The organism is Bacillus sp. RC242 (genome assembly GCF_044908245.1).
Taxonomy (GTDB): domain Bacteria; phylum Bacillota; class Bacilli; order Bacillales; family Bacillaceae_G; genus Bacillus_A; species Bacillus_A mycoides.
In genome coordinates, this window is record NZ_JBIYCZ010000005.1 from 175,621 (window position 1) to 201,901 (window position 26,281).

The following is a 26,281-nucleotide window of genomic DNA, read 5'->3' on the forward strand; positions in this document are numbered from 1 at the left end:
GGGTTTTCCTCTTAATAACTAATTGCTATTGTACCTTCACCTGCATGTACAGCAAATGAAATCGGCAATGGATAAAGCTTGAAATCCATTTCAGGGAATGCTTGTTTAATATCTGAAATCCATTCTTCAGCTCCATTTTTATCGTTAGCATAGAACATATGAAGTACTTTTGGTAATTCTTTTTCAAGCTCATTTTTAATGTATTCTCTACATTTTTGGATTTTACGCACTTTCTTTTCAAGTAAAAGTTCGCCGCCTTTTACTTCTAAGATTAAGTTGACACTTAATAAACTTCCAAGTAAAAATTGAACTCCCTTTACTCGACCACTTGCATATAAACCTTTTAAGCTTTTTGGAAATACATAAAAAGGCCTTCTTTTTTCATCTACTAATGTTTTATGTATATCTTGTAAAGTCATACCATCATTGTATAACGTTTTAGCTTTTCTCAAAAGTTCATCCATTGGATAACTTGTCGTTTCACTATCTAATACAGTTAAAGGGAAACCTGCCATATCAGCAGCTAACTTCATATTTTGATAGGTCCCACTTACTTTTCCGCTAATAGCAACTGCAAAGCCTTCTTCATATTCTTCTTTGCATTTAGTAAATAATTCTACCATTTCCCCTATATTAGGTTGCGAAGTAGTAACTGTTCTTCCATCATTTAACGCTTCATAAAGACGTTTATGAACTCCTTCTTCACAATCCTTATAAGACACTCCATCAATAATAACTTCAATTGGGATAACAAAGTTATCACCATCTGTTGTAAAACTCGCAGTTGTACTATCAGTAAACCAAGCAACACGCTTCATGTTGTTCCTCCCTTATTCCGTTCCTCTTTTCTGACTTTTCTATATATTTATCTTACGAAAAGAGAATATCCCCTGTAATAGTAACAGGACTTTATTATTTTGGCTATAGTAGATGTATAATAAATGTGAATGTTTTTTGTCTATTTATCAAAAAAAAGAAAACCACAAAATTTTCCGGCTTTCTTTTAACATTAAATTACTTAAATGTTTCGTTATCTAAAATAACAACATAATCATTCGTCATTCGCCCCGCTTCTTTCGTATAACTGACAAGTCGCTGGATATTATCACAGCAAATTTTTGCTCCCCATACGAGTAACGGTACACCAATAAAATCAATATGAAATCTTCTAGAAAACAAACCGCCTAAAGTCATTGGCAATGGAACTGTTGGTGATGTATTAGAAAAAATAATCTTGTCATGGTTTTGATAATGTTTTTGCAGAATCTCTCCTAAATGCTTCATCGCAGGTACAACGACTTTTGATGCCCCGCATCCAATTGTATATACGGGATTCCCATATTCATCTTGTCCATGAAAAATAATTTTCCCCATATCTTCTGTTTTCAATTTATTAAAGTACTCCACATTTAAAATTTCTTCTTTCGTTAACTTCCGATCAGTTGGTAATTTATTTAAATGATAAGCTGCAGCTAGCGAGGTTGTATGCGTTCCGCCGAAATCTGTGTAGATAAAAATCATAATATCATCCCTTATTATAAAAAGTTCAATGTTAATTAGTATCACCATTCAAAAGATTGTTAAACAAGGGATGATTTTTTTTATACTCTTTGTGTTAATTCATTATATTTTTTCCAAATATAATATCGTCTACTAATTACTGTACCTAATGTGATACAGAGGAAGGCATTCGTTACAACCATTAATGTGGAGTGCGTACTGCCAGAAAACATACTTTGCTTAATCACGATTTTCGCACCTAAAATAACAAGGAGAATAATTGTACTTAACCAATTTCCTTTTCGTAATACATGACCCGTTTCACTATCTAACCGAAATGTTAAAGCTTTCCCCCTAATAATCCCAAGTGCCAATCCAATTCCAAACATTGCAACGAATAGTAGTACGTGCAATATATTTAATTGTCCCATATGAATAATGGACTGGATTGTTACAAAGCACAGCAAAGCCGGAATGAGCCAAATACGATTAATATTCACTTTGTATTCCTTACCTTGCATTAATACAATTATAAGAATAACAAGTAGAATAACAAATAGAATATCCATTTAGAGTCCTCCTATATACTTGTTTACCTTTGAAAATTATATTCGTCTCTGTTCATACCATACTTGAAATACGATAGCTACTTTAATTTGTATAATATGGAATGTGATTTCCCATCAGCCTTAAGCATTATTTATAAAAGTAAAAAGACGTACTTTTTACTCGTACGTCTTCTACTACTTGTTCTTCATGTATAGCAACTAGTTCAATTGCGGGATTTTCATATTTTTCTTTCCCTCTAAGTACATTGTCATAATATGCTGTATCTAAAAAAGATAACACACGGCAACGTACCTAGCCTATTTCGTCTTCTTTTTTATATGCTCTAATTTTTATATCCATGTAATTAAAACGCTCCTTCTATTTCTACCATTAGTTTTTCAGGTCCTGCCCCTTTATTTGATGGAATAACTAATGTAATTCCTAATTCCGGGTATACGGCCGAGCGAAAACTCACGCCTGGATCATATCCCATTACATGATATTTAAAAATATTTCCTTGTCTTTTTTCAATCCATATTCCATAGCCGTAAGACTGGCTATTATTCACTAAAATATGAGGAGTTAAAAGTAACTTCGTATATTCGTGGCTTAATATTTCGTTGTTAAATAGAGCTTCCCAAAATTTCACCATGTCTGGTGCAGTAATATAAGCACCACCATCAGAACCTCCTTTTATGGGTATAGAGTATGCATTTGTTCTCCATTTTTGACTATTTCCATCCTTTATATATCCGAGAGCTGTATGTTTTGGTAAATTATCTAAAGAGAAATAGCCTGAATCATTCATACCAACTGGAACAAATATGTTTCTTTCTATATATTCCGTAAATTCAAGTCCTGTCTGCTGTTCTATAATTAATCCAAGTATAATAAAACCTGCATTGTTATAGTAAAACTTACTTCCTGGTGTAAACATCATATTACTGTTTTGGAATAATGGTAAAAAGTCTTTTAAACTTTTTAATAGATACATAGGAGTTTGTTTCCAAAGGTCTTCAAAGTTATCCATGATACTTTCATCAAAATAATCTGGAATACCTGAACTATGCGTTAAAAGTTGATGTACTGTAATATCTTCATTAAAGTTTGGAAATTTAATATGTAGACAATCTTTTAACTTTGTATGAAAAGTAATTACACCTCTTTCAACAAGTTGACAGATACTGATAGCAGTGAATAATTTGCATCCTGAGGCAATTCCAAATCTTGTTTGTAGTGTATTGTTTATACATTCACTTCGGTTAGCATATCCAAATGAATTTTCATAAATAATATCATCATCTTTTTTTATTAAGACTACCCCAGAAAAATCTATATTCTGATGTATTTCTTTTACAATTTTCTCTATTTGATCTTTTGTTTTTATCATAATAACCACCCTTGTTTATTGGTATTGTTCTTTCCCCTTATTATTTTTCCATATATAGGGGAAAGAAACCTCCTATTCAACCCCCTAAGTTTCAAATAAAAACCAAGGGAACTATTTCGAATTTATTGATTCAGCGGAATATACCTTAGACTGCGATGGTAATAAAGTAAACACGCACAATATGATAGTAATAAGTAGCATTACCAATACTCCTACAATGACTACAAGTTGTATAGAAGTGAATTGAGTTGCAACGCCGAACAGAATCGTTATAAAAATTGTTAAAACAGCTATAACGAGCCCGTATATACTCCCGATTCGTCCCATCATATGAACCGGAACGTTATTTTGATAAAATGTGTAAAATCCTGTATTTGCATATGCCATAGAGAAAGATAAAACAAAGAATCCGATAGCAGCCATTAAAAACTCATTTGAAAAAGCATAAATCAAATATCCGATTGCAATGAATAATGATCCTATCCCAATTAGAAATGAAGGTGCTAATTTTTTTGATAAAATTGTATTTGTTATTGCTCCTAAAATAAAACCCGCACCAGCGGTACTAACTAAAAAGCCATACTCACTATCTGTTAACAATAAAACTTCTTTCGCAAACGATAGTTCAAGTGAATCTATAGCGGTAGCTAAAACCATCATTCCTTGGAATAGGAAATAAACACATACTATATACACAGATTTTTTGCTGAAATTTAAAACTATGTTCCAATCTTTCTTTAATACAGTTAGTGACAATTTATCATTGGATGTATTAAAATCGTCTTTTTTATCAAGATTAGGTAAAAGTAATGTAATGAACCCTGATAGCAAAAATGCTATAGCATTCATATATATAGCAAACTCTGGTGTACCAGTAATTAATAATATCCCCGCTACTGCTGGACCGATTAAAAATGCACCAGATCCTATTAAACTACGTAGTGAGTTGAAACGTTGTCTTTGCTCTACTGGAATTAATTTCGTCATATATGTCATAGCAGTTGGTTCATAAATCGCACTGGCCATGCTTATAAAAAATACTAAGAGATAGACAATCCAAAGGGATGGAACCAAGGGTAAAATAGCGATAAATACTACTCGATATATATCGAGGTGAATCATTAACTTTCGTTTATTTAAACGATCTATCATACTTCCTGACCAAGCGTTTGTAAATAAAGTGGCTAATGGTTTTATCACATATAAAGTAGCGACAGCTAAGGCTGAGCCACCCATATTATAGACAAGTACATTCAGTGCGATTAAATAAATCCATGCACCTAAATTCGCAATACCAACTCCGGACAATAGTAATAAAGGATATTTCCAATCTTTAAGTAATTTTTTCACTTTAGGCACCCGCTTTCTAAATTGTTTTAAAACAATAAAAAAATCCCACCCCCAAGACTTAAAGTCTTAGGGACGAGATTTATCATCGCGGTGCCACCCTAGTTTGTTAATATGTCGCCATATTAACCTTATCAGGTACTGCACTATTTTCATGCTTATACCTTAGCTCTATAACGGGAGCTCCCGTCACACCATCCACTTTTAAAAGGTTCCGATGTGCTGCTCAGAGACTTGATTCAATAAAGAATTTTTGCTCCTTTTCAGCTAAATGGAGCTCTCTGTGAAAAATTCATTTTATTTACTCTTCTCTTCACTGCATTTGGTTTTTTCCATATTATCACATAGGTTTTATATTGTAAATAATTAAAAAGAATAATCAGTTTTTTTAAAAAGTGAGCATCCTTTATAATTTTGTAACTTGATTTTTTATTTATTAAAAAATACGGTGCGTGAAATTGCTTGTAACTCTAACAAAAAGAGCCTATTCTACTATAGACTCTTACAAAATTCGATATTAATTTGTACTCGCTTCTGCTAATGGTTCTAGAGGCGGTTCCAAATCTAGTTTTAAAGTATCACCTTCTTGTATATATTGTTCCTTTTCAATGCTTTGACTCGTTACATACCCTGTACCTGTTGTTTTTAAATCTAATTTCAACAACTTAGAGAAATACATAACATCACGCATTGACCAACCTTTTAGGTTAGGCATTTTCACATTACTTCCTACTAGAAATATGCGATCTCCTTCACTCATTACCTCGCCAGTCTGTGGATATTGTTTTATTATCTTTCCTTCTCCTAATAATACCGGCTGAAGTTTCTCTTTTTCTGCAATATTTTTTACGGTATCCATTGTTTGATTTACATAATTTTGTACTTTTATTTCAGATTGCTTTGTTGCATCTGCCATTTGCTTTTCTGTATATGGTTTCACTTTTAAATATTCTAGACTATTTTTCATAACTGGTTTAAAAATTTCAGCAAGAGGCTGAGCACCGTATTCATTCCCCTTTAATTTAGGTTGCTTAATGGCTAAATATACGACTAATTGCGGATCATCAATTGGAGCCATTCCTAAGAATGAAAAAATATAATTATCTTTCCCTTCCATATATCGTCCATTTTCAGGATTCGGAATTTGCGCTGTCCCTGTTTTACCACCAATCGGATAACCATCAATTTTATACATCGTTCCCGTTCCTTTAGATGATGTTATAACACGCTCCATTAAGTTCCTTACCTTATCTGCGGTTTCTTTTTTAATCGGATTCCCTATTTCTTTAGGTTGATTTTCCATAATAACTTGTTTATTTGTTGGATTTACAACCTTATCAACAATATAAGGTTGCATCATTTTCCCGTCATTTGCTATAGCTGTGGCCGCTTGTACGATTTGAATAGGAGTTACAGTTGAGCCTTGGCCGAAAGATGTAGTAACTTGTTGAATTTGAGTATTTAACAATAATGTATTTTTACTTTCTCCAGGTAAATCTATCCCTGTTTTTTGATTGAAACCAAATTTATTCATATATTGCTTGAATTTATTTGGTTTCAGTAACTGGTCTTCTAAAATAGAAAAAGCAACGTTCGATGACCTTTCAAACCCTTCATCAAATGTAATTGAGCCCCATCCATAGCCGCCATTATGATCTTTAATCTCTGCTGAACCAACTGCGTATTTTCCTGATTGGAAATATTCTTTCCCGTTATATACACCTTCATTAATTGCAGCAGCTAATGTAAAAACTTTCATTGTAGACCCTGGTTCGAATGCATTCGCAATTGGATCGTTTAAAAAATATTCAATGTCTCCCTTGTTAGGATTATAACTAGGCTTACTAGACATTGCTAAAATCTTACCTGTTTTTGGATCTGCAATAATTCCTACTAACATAGAAGGGTCATAGTGTTGCTCCGCTTTGTTCATTGCATCTTCTAAAAAACTATTAATTTGTTTATCAAGCGTAAGGTATACGTTATTTCCATTTTTAGCAGGTTCTATTTTTCCTATATCATTTGTAAGTGGGATACCATTTCGTGAACCTACATATTTTACATTTCCGTTTGTAGAGCGCAAATATTTATCAAGACTTTGTTCGAGTCCAAACTTACCTTCTGCATTTCCTTTTTCATCTGGCCTAGCAAAACCTAGGATATATGATGCAAAGTCTTCGTTTGGATATACTCTAGCTTTTTCTGTCGTAAATGACACCCCTGGTATTTTTAATTTTTTTATTTCCTCCTTCACTTCTCTAGGTAAATTCCGTCCAATTTTACCGATTTCAACTTGCGTACGTCCTTCGTGAAAATTTTTCATGATCTCCTCTTTATCAACTTCAAGCGCATCTGCTAAACGTTGTGCGGTATCTTCTTTATCTTTTAATTTATCTTTTCCTTTTAGGTTTACAACGATGCGATATGTCGTTGAGTCTTGGACTAATACTTTACCGTTTTGATCATAAATTGTCCCGCGATTTGCCTCTAAAACTCCATTTTTGTTTTGTTGTTCCTTCGCAAGATCCTTTACATTAACATTATGCACGACTCCTACCGCTTGAATATAAAATATGCGTAAAAGCATAGTAAGAAACAAAACAATAAAAGCAATCATCATATATCGAGCGCCTTTATTCGTTTGAAGTTTATGCATACTAATCTCCTTTCCTTTACAATGCATTAATGCGAAGATGCACTTTTTTATTTTAGATACTATATTTTTCGTAGTTTTTTCAGTGAATTCCTCTAAAACGATAAGAAAACAATCTAAGTTGCTATTTGTTTTTGATCGTTTATGTTTTTAAATATAAAATACGGTGAGTGAAATTTTTCGAATCTTCAAATAAAAAGAACCTACTTTTTGGTAGGTTCTTAAGTTTACGCTATGTGGTTATATTTCGCTAAAAAAGGAACTCGTTTTGCTACTAGTGCATACATTTTGAAAATAAAACTTGCTAACGGTTCAAATATACGTGCGCTTTGCATCACTAATCCACTTGTAATAAATGTTAAGAACGCAGCACCAAGTATATCTAGAGGATAATGAACGCCTACGTACATGCGTGATACACCGACTAATATTGCCCATATTAACGCGATATATTTAAGTTTTTCTCCTCTTAGAATAAATACGAAAGCAATCGAAAATACGAGTACAGAATGATCACTTACAAATGATGAATCTGCTGCATGCGGTACTAATTGATTTACATGATGTGTTATAAAAGGACGCGGATGGTAATATACCGCATGTATAAGAACATTTACTAATAATGCAATACTAACTGAAAGTGTCGTATATAACACTGTATATTGTTTTCTAATTGCATTCTCTTTCTTTCCATTATTGAACCATAGGATAAGCATGAATAGAATAGCTACATATGGAACACTATTTGTAATAGCGATCATTAGCGTATCTAATAGCTTGGATGATCCAGCAAAGTTATTAATCCATTGAAATACTGTGTAATTCATATTACTCTCTCCTTATTATTACTCATTGTACTTTAAATAAAGATACAAGTGTTCTTGATTTACACAGTATACAACATCAATATGAAAATGGGCTTAAACTTTTCTCATCTAATTCTCATTTTATTACTATTCATTTGACAATCGTGTAACTATTTACAAGAGCTAAGTATGTATACAGCTTGTAAAACATTTTAAATAGTATGGTAAACACTTTATGCATGAATATAATACTTAACATGTTCATTTAAATATAATTTCTCTGAAATCATATTTTTATTCCATACGAAGGGCAATATTACCGAATTGTTCTCCTTGCTGCATTCGATTTAAAGCTTGAATTGCTTCTTCTAATGGATATACTTTATCAATGATTGGTTTAATATTATGTTCCTCTATAAAATGAATCATCGCATTAAACTCTTCACTGCTCCCCATTGATGTTCCCATAATATCGATTTGATTATAAAATAATGCTCGTAACGGTAATTCGATTTTATCTCCTGAACTTGCACCAAAGTTAACGATTCTTCCATTTGGTTTTAATATATCAAAATATTTTAAGAAAGTCGCCGGACCTATACTATCTATAATTAAATCCACTTTTTCTCCATGTAGGCACTCGTCCCAATTACCAGAACTATTAAAAGAAAAGTCTGCTCCATATTTTTCAGCAGCCTTTCTTTTGTCCTCTATCCTTGAAGTAACACTCACCTTTGCTCCAATTGCTTTAGCAAATAACATAGCATAAGTAGCTACACCACCGCCGATTCCCGGAATTAGGACATGTTCTTCAGGTTTTAATCTACCTTTTGTAAAAAGCGCTCTATATGCAGTTAATGCCGATAAAGATAAAACGCCAGATTCTTCCCACGTAAGATATGATGGCTTTTCCACTACATTTTCTGCTGGTACAATAACATATTCAGCAAACGTTCCATCGGCTGGTCCACCTAGTACTTCAGGTAACTCTGGTATTTCATGAGTATTATTCCATCCAATACTAGGGTTAATAATAACCTCGGTATGTAGTGAAATATTTGAAACGCCTTCTCCTAGTTCTATAACAATACCTGCACCATCTGACCCTAAAACTAATGGTAGTTCCATTTCTTTTCTATTATTCATTATAAATAAATCACGATGATTTAAACCTGCTGCTCTTAATTTCACTTTAACTTCCCCCACATTAGGAGTTATCTCCGGTGATAATTTATATTCTAAACCTTCTAATCCTTTTTTATGTTGATGTACAATAGCTTTCATTAATTATTCCCCCTTAATCCTTTCAATGTACTTTAAATATCGAAATAAATAAAATAATTTGATTACTAAGCATCAAAAAAGGAGGAAATACAAAATGTATTCCTCCTTTTAAAGAGTATTTTCAAAAAGAATTTTTTACCTTTAACTATTCATGTGTAGTATCAGGAAATGTAATTGTAACAATTGTTCCTTCGTTTTCTTTACTCTCTAATTGAATAGTTCCGCTATATTTTTCTACAAGCCGTTTTGCAATAGATAGACCTAGCCCATTGCCACCTTGTTTTCGGCTTCTCGCTTTATCGACTCTATAAAAACGGTTAAGAACAAATGGTAAATCCGATTCAGGTATTCCCGCTCCATGATCTATTATGCGAATATTAATTTCCCCCGACTGTATACTTGATTCAATACAAATATACTTATTAGCTTCTTTTGTATATTTCACTGCATTATCCATTACAATAATAATAATTTGTTCTAAGTAAGATGATGGCATTGAAACATATGCATCATCTGCATCCAATTTCATATCAAATTTAAAGTCCGTTTGCAGTATTGCAAAGTTTTGTGTAACTTGTTTTAATACGCTATTAACATGGACTCGTTCGACTGCTATAGGATGCATCTGTTCTGATTCGGCTCTTGATAGCTCTAGCAGTTCTGAAACTAATTTATTTAATCGATCTACTTCTTTTAGACTGGATTGAAGAGATTTATCCAATACTGCTGAATCATTTTTTCCCCATCGATTCAGCATTGATAAGTGCCCTTGAATAATTGTTAATGGTGTTCTTAATTCATGCGATGCGTCTTCTACAAACTGTTTTTGCTGTGTAAAAGAAGTTTCTACTTCATCCATCATTTCATTAAAAAGAATCGATAATTTTGCGAGTTCATCATTATTTTCTCGTACTGGAACTCTTTCATTTAGTCCGTTTTTCTTAATACGCTTCATCGTATCCGTTATGTTTTGGACACTTGATAAAAGCTTTTTCGTTATAAGTATTCCGCCTAAAAAACTAAACACTAATCCACATATCCCTGCAAAGACCATTACCACTAAGATAATTTTTAATAAATGATCAAATGTCTCTAAGTTTTTCGTAAGTTCAATAGTTCCCGTGAATTTTTTTGTTTGAATTGGTATGCGCTCAACTAATATTCGATCTTCTATATGTCTTTTTATAAATGATTCATCTTGTGTAACATTTTTTGGTTCTATCCACGATTCATTAAAATCTCGCGAAACAGTAACAATGGGTTTTCCATCATTTCCGATAATACGAATCATTTGATGTTTATCAATCATGTTGTTAAGAAATTCATTACTGTTTTCAAATGTTTTGCTCGAGAGCGTTTCGTTTTTATCTTGAAAATATGCCGCTATTTCTGTCAATTGTCTGTTTATTTGTTTCTGTTCATAATCTATAGTCCACTTATTAATTACAATGAATTGTAACGTGCTATACAAAATAAACAAAATGAATACTAGTGTAGTGGACCAAAGTGTTAATTTCCACTTTATAGGTAAATTTCGAATTCGGTACACAATGTTTTTTATCATTTCATTATATATCCAGCACCGCGGACTGTTTGGATATACTCCTCCTTATCTAAACTATGTAACTTATTACGTAAATAACGAACATACACATCGACTATATTTGTCTCAACCATTGCATCATATCCCCATACTTGGTCCAGTAGAATATCACGGGTAAGAACTCGATTAATATTTTTCATAAACATAAGCAGTAGCTCGAATTCTTTATTTGTAAGTTCGATTTCTTCATTTCCTTTAGTTATAGTTCGAGATTCAATCTGAAGCTGTAGATCTTTAAACGAAAGAAATGATGCGTGCTTTTGCTCTGTATTTTCTTCTCTCCTAAAAATCACTCTCATACGTGCTAAAAGTTCTTCAATTGCAAACGGTTTTGGAAGATAATCATCAGCTCCACTATCTAACCCTGTCACACGGTCCATAATACTATCACGAGCAGTCAACATAATAATAGGTGTACTTTTAGTTGCTCTTAGTCGACGACATACTTCCAGTCCGTTTAATCCCGGTAACATTAAATCAAGTAATATGAGATCGTAATTCTTTTCAAGTGCTGCTTCTAATCCCTTTCTTCCATCAAGTTGTATATCTACTATATATCCTTCATACTTTAATTCTAATTCTAAAAAATCTGCTAAGCTTTCCTCATCCTCAATAATTAGTATATGTTGCAACGATACTTCCTCCTATACGATTAAATGAATAAGCAATCCTATTCCGAATATGACTGCAATAATTTGATGTGCTTTTCGATACATCTTCAATTTTGTTTTCTGATTAGATTTCTGTAAAACAAATCCCGCAACCCCTAATGTTATTAAGGTTAAAAGAGAAAATATACCACTGTATACTAGCATAATATGCCGACTTCCTTTTATTAAAAAGTAAATACCGTGAGTAGTCGCAACAGCTATTACAGCGTATCCAATTAATACGTGAAAATGTTTTATAAAAAGATATAGCTCTTTAATTATTTTAAATCCGTGAATATGTTTCTTCTTTAAAAATAACCATATATGACGTAAGGACCATAATGATGCAGCTATAATTACCCCGTATTCACCTAAAGAACCTAATTTCTTATTTAGCCATTGTACATTTAATTCATTCCCGTACAAAACATTAATAAATAGCAATTCTACACTACAAACAATAATAGTAATACCAATTATTTTAACATATATATGGAAATATTTATTTCTAAGTATTTTCTCCATTTTATATAATCTCCTTTTGACTCAAAAGCTCTATAATCAGCATTGTATCAAGTAAAAGAGAGAATAACATGAGAGAAAGATTAAAATAAAATGAGAATCTGCAAACTACTTATATTTTATTTATCTCTTTTTTGGCCAATTCTAATATGTTGCAAATAAACGGTGCTTTTGCATTTGTATATGAAACACGATCAAAAGGATAGGTAGCAGCAAGCATCTCTTTTAATACTCTATATTCTTCACGTGCCCACTCATGATTTATTAGAAAGTCTCGAAATAAAAGGTTGTTCCTCCATTCCTCGCTATTATAAATATAAATATGTAAATGGTGGGTACCAGCTCTCCATTTACCTTTTCTAAAAAAACGCCAATTAGGTGTTTTTTTAGGAACATGTTCATAGCCAATTTCTTCTAGGGCTTCCCTCCAATTCCCGGTAATTTGTAAATTTGTTACGCCGATCATCATATCAATAAGAGGTTTAGCCCCTAACCCTTCTACGGCTGTGCTTCCGATATGTTCAATAGCAATAATTTCTTCATGGAGTAACGGCACAATTTTATTTTTTTCATTTAAAAACTCTGTATGCCAATATTGTTGGTACGGTTTAATTATGATTTTTCCATCCATTTGCTTTCCTCCTTATAACTATATATTATTATATTTATAAAATTTAAATTTATAAATATAGGGATTTCACAAAATATGTCGAATACTGTAATGGACAACTTAATTATATTAAATTTGAGGTGAATTATGAAAGATATTCCAGTTAAAATTCAGTTAGATACTATAACATTCCAACTAAAAAAACATCATAATTTTGATTGGCTTACAAAACTAGGTACAGTATTTGCGGTTTTTGACCAACAAGATTCCGGTAATATAAGTTTTGGTGTTGAAAAGAATGGGAAAAAGAACTTTATAAAATATGCAGGGGCACAAACACTCTCATATAATGCTTCTACAAATGAAGCTATACAAAGATTAAAAAGCTCAGTTACTATATACAATGAATTAAAACACGTTTCTCTTATAAGTTTAATTGATCACTACCCTGTACAACATGGATATGTTTTAATTTTTGATTGGTTTGACGGTGAATGTCTTCACTCGCACTGGAGTTTCCCTCCCCCAGCAAAATATACTAATCCTAACTCACCATTTTATAAATATAAAAAATTATCCGTTAAAAATAGGCTAGTTTCATTAAATTCTATTTTTAATTTCCATACTTACGTTGAACACAAAAACTATGTAGCTATTGATTTTTATGACGGTAGTATTTTGTACAACTTTAAAACTAATGAAATAAAAATTTGTGATATTGATTTATACAGTAACAAACCGTATGTAAATAAAATGGGACGAATGTGGGGGTCATCTCGTTTTATGTCACCTGAAGAGTTTCAACTTAACTCTATAATAGACGGACAAACAAACGTATTTAATATGGGGGCTATAGCTTTTGCACTACTAGGTGGCGGGCAAAATCGTTCCTTTATGAAATGGGAAGCTAGTGAAGGCTTATATGAAGTAGCATACCGTGCTGTAAATGAAAATCGTAGTGAGCGCTATGCGTCAATGGAAGAGTTTAATAATGCATGGTTAAAAGCCTATAACACTGAAAATCTATAAAAACTACATACATTGTAAAAGTACATGTAAAACTTGCACTTTTATAATGTATAATACATATGGGATTGAAATTCAGGATAACGGGGCATGTATTATGAACTTTGTTTACATTAATCAAAATGTTTTAAATAATCTTCTTTATATTTTAAGCAGTATATTTGTTTTTTATTTTATTTATGATAGTGGGTACTTCGGGAAGAAATATAAGAAACTACTTATCATTCTTTGTACGAGTATCCCACTAATTTTATGTATGCGGTATCCCATCTATATGGATGAAAATTATATTCATGATTTAAGACAAATCCCCTTTTTAATTGGTACACTTTATGGTGGATTTCCAGTCGGTATTGCATTACTCATGATTTTATTAATAATACGTTTTATGTTTTATGGTTTTAGCCTGTTAACAATCATTGTTTATGGAACGATGTTAATCATTACAGCATTCGCATCATCAAAATTTAATACATACAATAGGAAAATAAAAGTAACTTCATCTATGTTTTTAACTTTTTTCCTTGCAATATTTACAACAGTAATTGTTTTAACTCTATCAGATTTTGAAGTGAATAATTTGTACATTATTTATTTCATTCTATTACCAACTATTTTAATATTATTTATGGTCTATTTTAATGAGGTTTTAAAAGATGCAATATTTATGCGATCAAAATTAATAAAAGTTGAAAAAATGGAGATTGTCAGCCAACTCGCTGCAAGTATTTCACATGAAGTAAGGAATCCATTGACTGTTGTAAAAGGATTTACACAACTTTTAAAAACACCCAATATAACTCAACAATCCAAAGATGAGTATATTGAACATATTCTTGAAGAGTTAAATCGTGCACAAGCAATTATTGATGATTACTTAACTTTTGCCAAACCAGCTTCAGAAAAACTAGATCATATTTCAGTGGAGCACGAGTTAAATCGAGTTATTAATATGATGTTGCCTTTTTGTAACATGAATAATATTAATATTACAAAAGAGTTCTCAGAGGGAACAATTATTGGTAATACACAGCACTTCCATCAATGTTTTTTAAATTTAATAAAAAACAGTATAGAAGCAATGCCATGTGGCGGTAATCTAATTATTTCTGCAACTGTTAGCAATAATAAGGTCATAATAAGGATTCAAGATAGTGGAGTTGGAATGTCGCAAGAGCAAATTAATCGATTTGGCGAACCATATTTTAGTACAAAAACGAAAGGTACGGGTTTAGGAACGATGGTTGCTGTTAAAATTATTGAAACGATGCGAGGCAGTTTAAAAATCCGAAGTATCGTTAATAAAGGAACTACTTTAACTATTACATTCCCAAAATATAATAATGAGAGCACGTTGCATACTAAATAAAAAAGGAGCATAATGGCTCCTTTTTTATTTCGATACAAAAAGTATCTGCTATGTTTTTTTAATTTACATTTAGAAGAGACTAATTAGAAATTAGTACCCTTAGCTCCAACAACTACATCCAACAATAATTAATAAAATAAATAACACAACTAATAAAGCGAAACCTCCACCAAAACCACAAGAACCGCCGAAACTCATATTTTCTCCTCCTTTTGGTTTGAAAACTAATAGGTAGTTGATCATTTTAACTGGTTCGTATTATACAGTATGTATATCTCCCTTTTTTGAGCATGTCTTCATAAAAATTAGTAAAAGCACTCTATTGAGAGTGCTTTAAAATGGGTACCAGAAGCTTTGGAATACATTCAGCTTTAAGTAAATTGCAATAATCAAAATGATAATACCAACAAAAAGTGTGATGTAATCCTCCTTTTGTGCGTCTTTTGCATAGTACCACGTTCGTTTATCATTTTTTCCAAAACCTCTTAAATCCATTGCATTTGAAACAGTATCAATCCTTTCTAATGAATGAATAATAAGTGGCCAAAAAATTAAAACACGGTTTTTCATACGAATCCACAAGCTCGCTTCTCCTTTTTCAAAAGGTACGCCTCTTGCTTCCTGCGCGTGTCTAATGATTATATATTCAGATTGAATGCTTGGTATATAACGCAGTGCAATATTTATTGCATATGTAATTTTATAAGGAACAGCAAATTTATTTAAGCTGCTCACAAATTCACTTGGATGAGTTGTATAAATAAAAAGAAGTGTAAATGGTAATAACGTAAAATATTTCAATGAAAGTGTAGCTGCATAAAATAAAGTTTCATATGTAATTGTTGCATAACCTATATAAAAAAAAGAGGTATACGATCCCGTTAATTCCGATCCATGGGTGGGCGTAATGAAAAGAATCATAACGGAATTTAATAAACTAAATGTAAATATAACGCTGAAAATAACTATAATTTTACGCAATTGAATTTTTGCAATTAAGAGGCCGATACATCCAACAATAAATAAAATTAGCAATATACGAAAATCAAAAAATAAAAAAGTAAGTGTCATACAAAATATAAATAAAGATAATTTAATTGCACCATCCATACGATAAAAATACGTATTATGCATATTCCTCCCTCCTATTAGCTTCAATATAAAGTTTCACAAATGTTTCTGGAGTTGGAATTCCGCTTAATTTAGCTAGTTTTATTAATGAAATCTCCCGTAGATTAGCTCTTTGTAACGTTCCTCGATCCCTTAAAACAGCAGATACAGTATTGTCCGCAATAATTTTCCCTTCATGCAGAACTACCGCTCGATCTGCATATTCTAAAGCAAGATTCATATCGTGTGTGATAATAATAAAGGATATGCCCCTTTTAGCCAGTTTTCTAATAAACGACATAAACTGTTTGTAATGGTAATAATCTTGTCCAGCTGTTGGCTCATCTAATACAATAAGTTTTGGGTTTGTTATAAGTACAGATGCAATAGTAAGCCTCTTTTTTTGTCCATAGCTTAATGCCTGAATTGGCCAGTTACGAAATGGATATAATCCACAAATTCTTAAAGCTTTTTCGACTCTTGTCTCAATCTCATCTTTAGAAACCTTTTTTAATTGTAATGAATATGAAACCTCTTCTAAAACAGTAGGCTGTGTAATCATTTGATTTGGGTTTTGCATAACATAAGAAATAACTTCCCCGCGTTTACGAATAGACCAACAATTTATATTTTCTCCATCGAATGTTATTCTCCCATTCTTTGTTTTATTTATTCCTATAAGAGTATGAGCTAATGTCGATTTCCCTGCTCCATTATGACCCAATAACGCTACTATTTCTCCCTCTCCTATTGAAAGGTTGATATCTTCTAAGGCTGTATGTTTGTTATTGTACGTAAATGATAAATTTTCTATCTTGCATAAAGCTTTTTTAATATATTTGTTTTTTGATGAAACTTGCTTATGCATCCAGTTCTTTAATAGGCTATGAACGTCTGCATTACGAAGATTTTCAATTGGAAATACCCTAACATTATTACTATCAAAATTTAATTTCTTTAGCGCCTCTATATAAATAGGTTCTCTTAGTCCGATATTTGGTAATATATCAGAATTTAAAATACTATCCGGTGAACCAACGGCAATAACTTCTCCCTCATCTATTAAAATAATTTTATCTAAATCAAGGTTTAATATTTCTTCTATTCGATGTTCAATAATTACAATTGTTTTATTATATTTCTCATGTATATTTTTAATGAGTTCTATTGTATTCAAACTACATGCAGGATCCAAATTAGCTAACGGTTCATCAAATAATAATATATCTGCATTTGTCGTTAGCAGACCTGCAAGAGAGACTGTCTGTTTTTGACCTCCTGATAATTCATGTGGACTTTGTGTATGAAAGTCCTGCATGCTTACCTTTTTTAAAGAATCCGTAACAATCTTTCTCATTTCTATTTGATTTACACAATCGTTTTCTAATGCAAATGCTACATCCTCTTCGACAGTAAGGCCTATAAATTGTGCATCTTGATCTTGTAATATTGTCCCTACGTGTTTACTCTGTTCAAAAACACTACCTTTTCTCGGATCCTTTCCAGCTATTAAAATGTTACCGGTACTTATCCCTTCGTAAGAAAATGGGATTAGCCCATTTATACAATGAGCTAATGTTGACTTACCTGAACCACTTCGTCCAGCGATAAGTACCTTTTCCCCAGGATATATTTGAAATGTAATATCTTTTAAAGTAGGCTGCGTGGTATGCCTATATTGAAAGGTAAATTGTTCAAAAGAAATAATTGGTTGCATGTATTCATCCCTACTTTTCAATTTTTAAATGTGTATGTTTCTTATTTGATTTCGCTAGACCGATCGTGATTGGTAAGCCAAGAACTAAAAATACGATAACGTCTGCAATTGTTGCGCCTAGTACTTGTATAACTATTTTGTCAAACGGTTCTCCCATCACAATAATATCGAATGCTCCAGCAAATATAATAGCTATGACAATACCAATTAACCCTGCAATTGCAAAATAAGAAATATCACGGTTATTATACGTTCCATGTTTTACACTAAAACCAATTCTTTTTTGTATGAGTCCCATTGCTAAACCAATAATACCTGAACTAATAACCCATCCCCACCAAATACCCCATCCAGCGATCGTATCTGTAACGGTATGACCGATGAGTCCTATTAAAAGTCCTGCTACTGGGCCAAATAACGCTCCAAAAACTGTTAAAATAGCCAATGCGGGTTTAATAAATGTATTCGGTGCGATAGAAAATCCCCAAAGCCCTAATACCCCGTATAAAGCTGCTCCAATTCCAATAGCTACTACTAGCTTTGTCGTTAATTTGTTCATTACAATTCCCCTCTCGTATTATTCAACTTTTAATACTCTATATTTATTTTGAAAATGAATTATGCATCGACACTTCCTTTCTATACAACAAAAAATGACCTCTTAAATAAGAGGTCATTTTCTTTCACGTACAAGAATCCCCTTATCTTTCAAAAGACACATAGTGTCCTCTGCGGAATTAGCACCTTCCTATGTAATTACATAGGGGTTGCTGAGGTTTCATAGGGCCGTTCCCTCTACCTCTCTGGATAAGTATGTAGTTGTAATCTGTATTATGGCACTAACAATAAATAATTTCAATACTTTTCTTACTATTTTTATTTTTCGATAAATAGTTCATTTAAATCATTGTATTCTTATCGGAATTATGAAATAATAAATTCAAAATTGTTACGGGAGGAATGCATGATGAAAGTAATTGGCTTAATTGGCGGACTAAGTTGGGAATCAACATCGTTATATTATAAACATATTAATACACTAACTCTCTCTCAATATAATCAAAATGCGAAGCTTGTTTTATATAGCATGGACTTTGGGGAGGTAACTACATTATTGCAAAACCATCAATATGAAGAAGTGAAAAATGAATTAGTCACGGTAGCAAAAAAGGTAGAAAACTCAGGAGCTGAATGTTTACTAATGTGTTCTAATACTGTACATCTATTTGCTGAGGAAGTAGAACAAGCAATATCAATCCCACTTCTTCATATCGGTGATGTAAGTGCTAAAGAAATGGTAGAACAGAATATAAAACGGATCGGATTATTAGGAACGAAACAAACGATGGAACAAGATTTTTATACATCACGACTAGTAAAATATAACATTGAGACAATTATCCCAAATGACGAAGAAAGAACTTTTATCCATCACGTCATATTAAATGAATTAAGTAGAGGAATTATTTCAGAAACATCAAAAGAAAAACTAATACAAATTACCAATTCATTAATTCAAAATGGTGCGGAAGGAATATTACTAGGCTGTACTGAAATACCATTGCTTATTTCCCAAAATGACCTTACTGTTCCTGTTTTTGATACTGCTTATTTACATGCAAATACTGCTGTACAATTTGCTGGATAATAATATAAAAGCATACAGGTAGAGCCTCTATGCTTTTATATTGTCCGAACTATTTATTTAAAAGAGCATCAATAACTGCAATGGCTCTTTTGGAACCACCACACCCTAAAAAACTTTCATTCAGTTTTCGAATGCCATGTTTATACTTTTCATTTGAAAGAACGTCTGTTACCGCCTTTTTTAAAGTTTGCACATTAACATGCTCTTTCAATAATCTATGTGCTGCCTCAAGCTCAGTTAATCTTTGCGCTATCATAGGTTGATCTTTATCATGCGGTATTATCACAAATGGGACATTATAATGGATTGCATCGTGCACACTATTCATTCCACCATGTGTAATAAAAACATCTGCTTCACTTAATATTTCTGATTGAGGTACGTAAGGGGTTATAATAAAGTTGTCTGGCGCTTGCTTAATTTTTGAAATATCATTTCTATCACCAATCGCCATTACTACAATCCCTTCGAAATTTGAAAAAGCATCAATACAAGTATTAAAAAATGGTTCGAGCCCTTCGAGAAGTGTTCCCATTGAAATATAAATAACTTTCTTTTTTGAAAGCAATTCAAGTGGAAACTTTACATTTGTTTTGCGCTTTATAATACTCGGTCCAATAAAAACATTGTCTTCTCCGAACGAATCGCTATTAGGTTGAAAATAACGACTTGTATACACGAGACTAATATCTCCCTTATTATGCATAAATTGAAGATTATTTTTGGGCTTTACTCCAAATTCATGTTCCATTTGATACAGTAACTTTTCAGAGAGTTCATCGGGTTGGAATTGTATTTCTGCATTTGGATGAAAAGGCAAGGTTTCCAATAATACTGGTGGAATTATAAATATAGGAGAGGAAACTATGCCTGGAACTTGTAAATATTCCTTTACTAACTCTCCAGCACCAAATATATCATAAACTACGAAATCAAAATTAATGCTTTTACATAATCGTTTCGTAATTTCTAATATGTATAAAGAAGTTTGAACATGTACATGAAAGAAAGATTTTAATCCATATGAAGTTTCATTATCAATAGAAATCTCCTTTAATAAATCCGGATGAGTATGTACAATGGCTCCCAAAACTTCAAGCCTTTCCTTAAAGCTTTCCGTTGTAATATAGTGTACGTTATCACCTCTTTCAGTAAAGGCCTTTACTAAACTTAATGTAGGATTTACATGTCCCTCTGCAGGGAAATTAACTATTAAAATGTTCATCACTTATTTCTCACTCCTTACAATTCAATGTTCTTATTAATCGTACTGTTATTATTACAAGCAATCTCCCCTTAATAGTCCCAATATACTTACTACTTTAGGTTGATAAATAATTATCAGACATTGAAAAAGGCATCTACATAAAATGTAGATGCCTAACTGTGATAAGGAGTGTTCTGTGAGGTTAGGATAAGCTTTTCTGCTTGTCCTATGCTATCAATATATGATTTATTTTGTAAAACGTGCATATCTAATAGAATTATTTTAACCATTTTATTTGATCAAATGGATAATATACCATTTTTACTTTACCTATTACATGTGACTCATTGATCAGTCCAAGTGTATTCCTACTATCCATACTATGATTACGATTATCACCGAGTACAAATAATTTATGCGAGGGAACTTTCATTTCTCTAAAGTTTGAAAAACGATTTGATACTTGTGACATATCTAACTGTATATACAACTCATCTCGCTTTTTACCGTTAATATATAACACATCGTTTCTTAATTGTACGTTATCCCCTGGTAATCCAATAATTCGCTTCACGTAGTATGTAGGCGAGTCTTCTTTTTTTATTATTACAACATCACCATGATGAAAAGAAGAAAAATAGATGCTAGCCTTATTAACTAGTATGCGATTATTCTCATTCAAAGTAGGTTGCATCGAAATTCCTTCTACCATACAAAATAAAAATAACTTATTAATAAAAATAATTCCTATTATAATTAAAATATAGCTACATATTTTTCACCAATCTTTTAGAATCAATTGCTTCATATATACCTCATTTCTAAACTATTCGTATGTAAAAAACGTCTCTAGTTCATATAATTGCTAGAGACGTTTCGTATATTTTAATTCTCTTTAGAGTCATCTATTTTTGGTGCTTCGCCAGTTAATCGCTTATTTTTTAAATCAAAATAAGCATCTAAAACTTCTTTTCCAATATCAGAGTTAATACCTGATTTATCATTTATAACCCAGGGCACAACAACAGAAAATGCTACTTCTGGATCGTCATATGGCGCATATCCTGCTAACGTTAAATTATAACATTCTCTTCGCTCACCTTTTTCATTTCTTCCAATATCACTTTCTCCACCGTATACTGTCTGTGCTGTCCCTGTTTTTCCCGCTGGTTTATACGGTGCTTTTTGGAATGCCCTTACTCCAGTTCCATCACCTTCTTGGAATACTCTCCTAAATCCTTCCTTTACTTGATTTATATAATCCTCTTTCATATCTATTTTATTTAAAACGATTGGTTCTACTGAATGCACCACTTTACCAATCTCATCTTTTTGCGCGGTTTGCTCTCTAACTTCTTGAACAATTTGTGGCTTCATTCGATATCCACCGTTTGCGATTGTTGAAATATACTGTACAAGCTGAAGCGGTGTATACGTGTCATACTGACCAATTGAGTAGTCTAATAAGAAACCTGGCTGGTTATCTTTTTTACCAATTTGTCCAGCTGTTTCATTCGGTAAATCGATACCTGTTGGAACACCTAATCCAAATTGCCTGAAATAATACCTCATTTTATCAAAGTATTCCTGTTTAATATTTAATGAGCTATTTTTCACATAATCCACACCTGCAATTTTTAATGCTGTATTAAACATATAAACGTTTGAAGAAACTTGTAACGCTCTTAAATCGTCTATATTTCCAAACTCTTTCCAAGACTTCTTCTCCTTAGTTCCTTTAAACTTCATAGGCGCATCATAAAAATAAGTACCTGGTGTTATAGCTTTCGTTTCAAAACCAGTCAATATTGTCGCACCTTTAACAGTTGATCCAAGCTCATATGAACTTGTCATCGTACCTAAAGCATAATCTTCAACTTCTGTTTTCCCATCTTTTTCTACTAATTTTTTCCCTGCCATTGATAATACTTGACCATTTTTCGGATTTATCATTACAACGAAAGCACGGTCCAACATCGATTCTGAACCTTTATAGGCCTTTAATATTTTTTCTATGCTCTCTTCTACTTTTTTCTGTAATTCCATATCTATTGTTAAAGTTAAATTCTTGCCGCTTTTTCCTTCAGAAACTGTTTCAGTTCTAATTGTATTACCTTGTTTATCAGCAATACTTCTTACTTCTTTTTTCGTACCATGAAGCACATCTTCGTATTGCTGTTCGATGTAACTTTTCCCAACACGATCATTCCGGCTATACTCACGCACTAAATAATAATCTAATCGTTCACGTGGTAATCCTTCATTAGCATTCGAAACATTTCCAAGAACTGAACGGAATAAGCCATCATTTACATAGAGCCTTTCCCAATCAACTGATGCGTCTACACCTGGGAGATTTGCTAAATTTTCACTAATCACAGTATATTCCTTTTCACTAACATCTTTTTTAATAATTTGAGGTGCCATTTGATAACCTGAAGTCATTTTACTTTTAATAGCTAACACTTCTATATCTGTGGCTGTTAATTCTTGAAGATTTTTATCTGTGATGCGCTTTCTTTTTAACTCTTCTATTTTTTTGTCTAGATCTTTTCCATTAATATCCTTTTCCCTAAACGTATCTATTTCTTTTTTAGATACTAAGTTTTGAGTAAGTTTTGGATTTAATTGCATCCAAAAATCTTTCTTATCAGTCTCGGTTAACTTATCAATATCTTCTTGCGGCATTTCAATTATTGCTGCAAGTTGTCTTGCGGTTTTTAACATTTCTTCCGCTTTTACACCTTTCACCTTTGTATATGTAATCGTACGTAAAGACTTATTGTCAACAACTGGATTACCTTCACGGTCATAAATTTTGCCGCGTGGTACTGGAAGATTAACAGTTGCATTCTCTCTTTTTTCTACTTCGTTTTTATATGTTTCTCCATCGAAAATTTGTACTTTGCCTAACTGGATTATAATTCCAGAAAATAATAAAAACACACAAAAGAATAAAATATTTAATCGTATAGGTAGTGCTCTACCACTCTTTTTCTCTTTCTTTTTCACCTTGTCATAATCTCCTCCTTACAACATTTCTAATAATTTTAAGCTTTCTATATTAAAAATAATGTACAATTTCCATACATTACTTTGTACGCATATTAATATAACGTTTAAAACTTAATAGAAATTAAAACAAACATAAAGAAAAGGTAAAGTTTACTAAATTAAATATAAAAATACCCAATAACAAAAGCTTAGCTTTGTTATTGGGTATTAAGTATTTTAGGAGTTAATATTAGAACGTATTGAAATACATCTATCATCACAATTTGATAGAGATTGTTTACTCTGAATTTTCGGCAAGTAAATAGTTACAGTTGTCCCGACGCCAACCTCACTCATTATACTTATTGTTCCTTGATGACCTTCAATTATTTTATAACTTAACATCAATCCAATACCGGTACCTTTTTCTTTCGTACTATAGAAAGGTTCACCTAATCTTTTAATTCTTTCTTCAGGTATTCCTATTCCTTCATCTATTACACTAATAATGACACCTTTTTTATGTATTTCTTTTATATGGATTGAAATTTTCCCGCCATCTAGCATTGCTTCGATTGAATTTTGCAAAATATTAATAAAGACTTGTTTCAATTGATTTTCTGAGCATTCAATGATTATCTCTTTGGAATCTGTAAATAGTTCAACTTGAATATTTGTCATGATTGCTTTTGTATTAATTAACGATACGACATTTTTAAAAATTTGATAAATATTTTTCTTTTCTGTATTTATTTCATCAGTTTTAGCAATCGACAAAAACTCTTGGAGGATTGCTTCTATTCTTTCTATTTCGGAAAGCATAAGGTCAAAATATTTTTCTTGATCTTCTCTATTAATTTGGAATAACTGTATAAATCCTTTAATTACAGTTAATGGGTTTCTCACTTCATGAGCTACACCGGCTGCTAATTGACCAATTGCCGCAAGTGTATCTGATTTATTTAGCAATTCTTCTGCCTTTTTCCGCTCTGTGATATCGCGTACAATGATCATAATTTTATCTTGTAATAATGGTAAACATCTAGCTTCAAAGAAATCGATACTTCCATTAATTGTTAGAAAATATTCTACAATTACATTCTTTCCTTCTTCTTTCAATTGGCGAATTGCTTCTTGAAATTGCTGTGCTACTGAAGACGGTAATATTTCGTAAAATTTTTTTCCCATAAAAGCTTCTGCAGGTACGTAAAATTTTGTAGGGGATCCTGCTTTATAATCTATAATTGTCCCATCATCTTCTGTTAAAAAACATAAATCTGGTAAAGCTTTAAAAATTAATTCTAATTCAGACGTTTGTTGTTTTAATTGCTCTTCTATCGCTTTTAAATGTGTAATATCTACCCCAACAGCCCAGTAACTAAATCCTGTTACAGGAAACTGCTCTGATATATTGGACCACATTATCGTTTTAATTTCACCATTTTTACATGTTAAACTCATTTCCCAATCTCTAAAATTTTTTCCACGAGTCAAAAATTTATTTTGTATTTGATTGCGATAATTATGGTCAGGATACAGTAATTGAAGAGCGTTTGGATTCCCAATTATTTCTTCAGCAGTATAACCTGTTACAATCTCGCATTCTCGATTCCACAAAACAAAATCTCCATTATAGTCAAGCGCATCAACCATAACAGGCATGTTTTGTAAGATCGTATGTAGTTCTTCCTCTTTTCGAGAAAGTAACGATGTATTTTTACTTTGAACTGCTTTTTTCATCTCAGTTATAATGAGGTTAGAAAGCATTTCAAAATATTTTTGGCAATTGAAAATTTCGCTTCGTTTGGACCATACAACAAAAGATCCTAAATATTGATTGTATAAGAAAAGGGGGATTTCAATTTTGGGAAGTTTACATACTTTCATTTCATTAATTCCAAATGAAAATATAGATTCGTTTTCAGCATCAAGAAGTTGATGTGATATGTTGGTTAATTTATAAAATTGTTCTGCCATGGTTTCTATTGTACTCACATCAATAAGTTCCATTAGCCGCGCATTCATTCCTTTTTCACCTCGATATGTAAAATTTATACAAATTAAAAATTCATACTTCTTCATTATACGAAGAAAGTGCTCCTAGGTATATAGCTGTAGAATAATTATTCGAACAAATTCTATTTTTCAATTAAAAACAGAAAATAATATGGGAGTGTTACGCGCTGCTAACAGCACTATAAAAATACAATAAACATAAAGTTCACAAATTTTTCATAACTTTCATGAAAAATATAAACATTTATTCCAATATATTCTATATAATTAGGTGTAATAA

At 32.0% G+C, this 26,281-nt stretch carries 23 protein-coding genes, 1 pseudogene, 1 riboswitch and 1 other annotated feature; of the genes and pseudogenes, 3 read left to right on the forward strand and 21 right to left on the reverse strand.

The window, feature by feature from the left end; all coding sequences use genetic code 11:
- Positions 1–11 precede the first annotated feature (11 nt).
- From ABH957_RS11860 to ABH957_RS11920, 13 genes and pseudogenes are all read right to left on the reverse strand, one after another.
- Positions 12–818: a DegV family protein gene (locus ABH957_RS11860; RefSeq protein ID WP_002013192.1), complete on the reverse strand. Its 807-nt coding sequence runs from the start codon at positions 816–818 to the stop codon at positions 12–14.
- A 196-nt stretch (positions 819–1,014) separates the two neighbouring features.
- Positions 1,015–1,521: a DUF3189 family protein gene (locus ABH957_RS11865; RefSeq protein ID WP_002085266.1), complete on the reverse strand. Its 507-nt coding sequence runs from the start codon at positions 1,519–1,521 to the stop codon at positions 1,015–1,017.
- An 80-nt stretch (positions 1,522–1,601) separates the two neighbouring features.
- Positions 1,602–2,069 (reverse strand): CcdC protein domain-containing protein, encoded by a 468-nt coding sequence (locus tag ABH957_RS11870; protein WP_404447725.1) that lies wholly within the window; start codon positions 2,067–2,069, stop codon positions 1,602–1,604.
- A gap of 172 nt (positions 2,070–2,241) precedes the next feature.
- Positions 2,242–2,349: pseudogene (locus ABH957_RS11875) on the reverse strand (GNAT family acetyltransferase); the annotation flags it as partial.
- Between the two features lie 64 nt (positions 2,350–2,413).
- Positions 2,414–3,439 (reverse strand): serine hydrolase domain-containing protein, encoded by a 1,026-nt coding sequence (locus ABH957_RS11880; protein WP_002085259.1) that lies wholly within the window; start codon positions 3,437–3,439, stop codon positions 2,414–2,416.
- Positions 3,440–3,550: 111 nt separating this feature from the next.
- Positions 3,551–4,789 carry an MFS transporter gene (locus tag ABH957_RS11885; protein WP_404511284.1) on the reverse strand — a complete coding sequence of 413 codons (1,239 nt, stop codon included), beginning with the start codon at positions 4,787–4,789 and terminating at the stop codon, positions 3,551–3,553.
- A gap of 65 nt (positions 4,790–4,854) precedes the next feature.
- Positions 4,855–5,112 (reverse strand) — a binding site (T-box leader).
- A gap of 191 nt (positions 5,113–5,303) precedes the next feature.
- Positions 5,304–7,442 carry a penicillin-binding protein gene (locus tag ABH957_RS11890; RefSeq protein ID WP_404511286.1) on the reverse strand — a complete coding sequence of 713 codons (2,139 nt, stop codon included), beginning with the start codon at positions 7,440–7,442 and terminating at the stop codon, positions 5,304–5,306.
- A 224-nt stretch (positions 7,443–7,666) separates the two neighbouring features.
- Entirely contained in the window at positions 7,667–8,266 is a 600-nt protein-coding gene (locus ABH957_RS11895) for an undecaprenyl-diphosphatase (protein WP_002085252.1), read from the reverse strand.
- A gap of 273 nt (positions 8,267–8,539) precedes the next feature.
- Complete coding sequence (locus tag ABH957_RS11900; RefSeq protein ID WP_242311433.1) at positions 8,540–9,529, reverse strand: zinc-binding dehydrogenase; 990 nt, start codon at positions 9,527–9,529, stop codon at positions 8,540–8,542.
- A 145-nt stretch (positions 9,530–9,674) separates the two neighbouring features.
- The gene (locus ABH957_RS11905; protein ID WP_098168276.1) at positions 9,675–11,093 is read right to left on the reverse strand and encodes a HAMP domain-containing histidine kinase; all 1,419 of its coding nucleotides are present in this window, start codon (positions 11,091–11,093) and stop codon (positions 9,675–9,677) included.
- The gene (locus tag ABH957_RS11910; protein WP_002141982.1) at positions 11,090–11,764 is read right to left on the reverse strand and encodes a response regulator transcription factor; all 675 of its coding nucleotides are present in this window, start codon (positions 11,762–11,764) and stop codon (positions 11,090–11,092) included. Before ABH957_RS11910 ends, ABH957_RS11905 begins: the two co-directional genes overlap by 4 nt.
- 12 nt (positions 11,765–11,776) lie before the next feature.
- A complete protein-coding gene (locus ABH957_RS11915; protein WP_404453721.1) occupies positions 11,777–12,307 on the reverse strand; it encodes a hypothetical protein in 531 nt (176 codons plus the stop codon).
- A gap of 109 nt (positions 12,308–12,416) precedes the next feature.
- Positions 12,417–12,935 (reverse strand): GrpB family protein, encoded by a 519-nt coding sequence (locus tag ABH957_RS11920; RefSeq protein ID WP_404447703.1) that lies wholly within the window; start codon positions 12,933–12,935, stop codon positions 12,417–12,419.
- 126 nt (positions 12,936–13,061) lie between these two features.
- Between ABH957_RS11920 and ABH957_RS11925 the strand changes: the two genes are divergently transcribed.
- Positions 13,062–13,943, forward strand: coding sequence for a protein kinase family protein (locus ABH957_RS11925; RefSeq protein ID WP_404511288.1), 882 nt, complete (start codon positions 13,062–13,064; stop codon positions 13,941–13,943).
- A gap of 46 nt (positions 13,944–13,989) precedes the next feature.
- Complete coding sequence (locus ABH957_RS11930; protein WP_404447700.1) at positions 13,990–15,309, forward strand: LytS/YhcK type 5TM receptor domain-containing protein; 1,320 nt, start codon at positions 13,990–13,992, stop codon at positions 15,307–15,309.
- Positions 15,310–15,408: 99 nt separating this feature from the next.
- Here ABH957_RS11930 and ABH957_RS11935 read toward each other — a convergent pair whose 3' ends face one another.
- The 4 genes from ABH957_RS11935 to ABH957_RS11950 all read right to left on the reverse strand — a co-directional run bounded on the left by ABH957_RS11935 (position 15,409) and on the right by ABH957_RS11950 (position 18,695).
- On the reverse strand, positions 15,409–15,507 hold the full coding sequence (locus ABH957_RS11935; protein WP_000007808.1) for a YjcZ family sporulation protein: 99 nt from the start codon (positions 15,505–15,507) through the stop codon (positions 15,409–15,411).
- A gap of 135 nt (positions 15,508–15,642) precedes the next feature.
- Positions 15,643–16,443: an energy-coupling factor transporter transmembrane component T family protein gene (locus tag ABH957_RS11940; RefSeq protein ID WP_404511290.1), complete on the reverse strand. Its 801-nt coding sequence runs from the start codon at positions 16,441–16,443 to the stop codon at positions 15,643–15,645.
- A complete protein-coding gene (locus ABH957_RS11945; protein ID WP_404511292.1) occupies positions 16,436–18,136 on the reverse strand; it encodes an ABC transporter ATP-binding protein in 1,701 nt (566 codons plus the stop codon). The genes ABH957_RS11940 and ABH957_RS11945 overlap by 8 nt, the downstream gene beginning before the upstream one ends.
- A gap of 10 nt (positions 18,137–18,146) precedes the next feature.
- Positions 18,147–18,695 carry an ECF-type riboflavin transporter substrate-binding protein gene (locus tag ABH957_RS11950; protein WP_404511294.1) on the reverse strand — a complete coding sequence of 183 codons (549 nt, stop codon included), beginning with the start codon at positions 18,693–18,695 and terminating at the stop codon, positions 18,147–18,149.
- Between the two features lie 139 nt (positions 18,696–18,834).
- A riboswitch (SAM riboswitch) is annotated at positions 18,835–18,950 on the reverse strand.
- 150 nt (positions 18,951–19,100) lie between these two features.
- On the opposite strand from ABH957_RS11950, the gene ABH957_RS11955 reads away from it, so the two are divergent.
- A complete protein-coding gene (locus tag ABH957_RS11955; protein ID WP_404511296.1) occupies positions 19,101–19,784 on the forward strand; it encodes an aspartate/glutamate racemase family protein in 684 nt (227 codons plus the stop codon).
- Between the two features lie 49 nt (positions 19,785–19,833).
- On the opposite strand, the gene ABH957_RS11960 is transcribed toward ABH957_RS11955, so the two are convergent.
- From ABH957_RS11960 to ABH957_RS11975, 4 genes are all read right to left on the reverse strand, one after another.
- Positions 19,834–21,012 carry a macrolide family glycosyltransferase gene (locus tag ABH957_RS11960; protein WP_404511298.1) on the reverse strand — a complete coding sequence of 393 codons (1,179 nt, stop codon included), beginning with the start codon at positions 21,010–21,012 and terminating at the stop codon, positions 19,834–19,836.
- 256 nt (positions 21,013–21,268) lie between these two features.
- The gene (lepB, locus tag ABH957_RS11965) at positions 21,269–21,766 is read right to left on the reverse strand and encodes a signal peptidase I (protein ID WP_404511370.1); all 498 of its coding nucleotides are present in this window, start codon (positions 21,764–21,766) and stop codon (positions 21,269–21,271) included.
- A 110-nt stretch (positions 21,767–21,876) separates the two neighbouring features.
- Positions 21,877–24,003: a peptidoglycan D,D-transpeptidase FtsI family protein gene (locus ABH957_RS11970; protein ID WP_404511300.1), complete on the reverse strand. Its 2,127-nt coding sequence runs from the start codon at positions 24,001–24,003 to the stop codon at positions 21,877–21,879.
- 219 nt (positions 24,004–24,222) lie between these two features.
- The gene (locus ABH957_RS11975; protein ID WP_404447684.1) at positions 24,223–26,010 is read right to left on the reverse strand and encodes an ATP-binding protein; all 1,788 of its coding nucleotides are present in this window, start codon (positions 26,008–26,010) and stop codon (positions 24,223–24,225) included.
- Between the last annotated feature and the right edge of the window lie 271 nt (positions 26,011–26,281).